The following is a 1,215-nucleotide window of genomic DNA, read 5'->3' on the forward strand; positions in this document are numbered from 1 at the left end:
CGCGCACCGGCGAGCGGTCCTAAAAGATCCTGTGCTTAGAACTTGTGGCGAATGCCCACACGCGCGACGAGCTGGTTGGCGTTGCCCGAGGCGCTCTGGGTATTGATCGCGGCCACAGCGCTCTTGCCGGTCGAATCATCTCCCGATGCATGCTGGTACACGCCGAGCGCGTAGACGTCCGTGCGTTTCGACAGGAAGTAGTCCACGCCCAGGGTGTACTGATAGTACTTGGCGCCGCTGCGGTCCGTACCGTTGGCGAGCGTGACGCTGTTGCCGTCGGTGTAGTCGAACGCGAAGCCGGCGAGCAGTGCCGGTGTGAACTGGTACTTGAAGTTGGCTTCGACGTTGTTGAACGTGGCGTCCGTGCCGTGCCGGTAGATCGTCGTGCCGTTCGCACCGAGGTTGCGGAAGCTGATGTTCGAGTAGGTTGCGCCGAGCGTGGCGGCACCGAAGGTGTAGGCGCCGGCCGCGCCGATGACCTGGTACGTGTTGGCGTTGACGAAGCCGGAGTAGATCGGCGTTGTTACGGCCGCAGCGGTCGTCGTCGACGTGCTGTTGCCGAAGAGGCCGCCGACATTCGACGGCGTGCGTGCATTCAGGTATGCCACGCCGAGGGCGAGGGGGCCGTTGTTGTAGCCCGCGCCGAGGGACCAGATCTGGTTCTGCGAGAAGTTGCCGGCGGTGCCTCCGAAGCTGTACGTGCCGCCGAATTTGAGGCCGGCGTAGTCTGCGCTGGCGAACTTGACGGTGTTGTTGTTGCGGTACGTGTTGTTGAAGTTGTCGAGGTCACCCGGGTGGGCCGAGATGTTGCCGCCCCACTGGTCGGCCACTTCGAAGGGACCCACGTAGTCGGCGATGGAGTCGTACTGACGACCGAGCGTGACGGTGCCGAAGCGCGAGCTGCCCAGACCGACATAGGCCTGGCGTCCGAACAGCAGGCCGCCCTGGCTGAGCTTGCCGCTGTTCACGTCGAAGCCGTTCTCGAGGACGAAGAGCGCCTTCAGGCCGCCACCGAGGTCTTCAGTGCCGCGAAAGCCGAAACGGCTGCCTTGCATCACGCCGCTGGCCAGGCTGTACAGGTGCTTGCCGCCCGTGTTCGTGTTGACGTTGAAGCCCTCGTCGATGATGCCGTACAGGGTGACGCTGCTCTGAGCATGTGCGACGCCGGCAAAGGTGCCAAGCGTGGCGAGGGCGAGAAGTGTTTTTTTCATTGTG

1 protein-coding gene is annotated in these 1,215 nt (G+C 63.5%); it reads right to left on the bottom strand.

Annotated features, from left to right (window positions below; genetic code table 11):
- Positions 1–35 precede the first annotated feature (35 nt).
- Positions 36–1,211: a porin gene (locus C7401_RS44205; RefSeq protein WP_112178365.1), complete on the bottom strand. Its 1,176-nt coding sequence runs from the start codon at positions 1,209–1,211 to the stop codon at positions 36–38.
- Positions 1,212–1,215: the final 4 nt, after the last annotated feature.

The organism is Paraburkholderia unamae, assembly GCF_003268775.1.
GTDB lineage: Bacteria > Pseudomonadota > Gammaproteobacteria > Burkholderiales > Burkholderiaceae > Paraburkholderia > Paraburkholderia unamae.

Bases quoted from the DNA above. Each gene is read 5' to 3' on its own strand.
- C7401_RS44205 (WP_112178365.1), bottom strand. From the start codon at position 1,211: ATGAAAAAAACACTTCTCGCCCTCGCCACGCTTGGCACCTTTGCCGGC.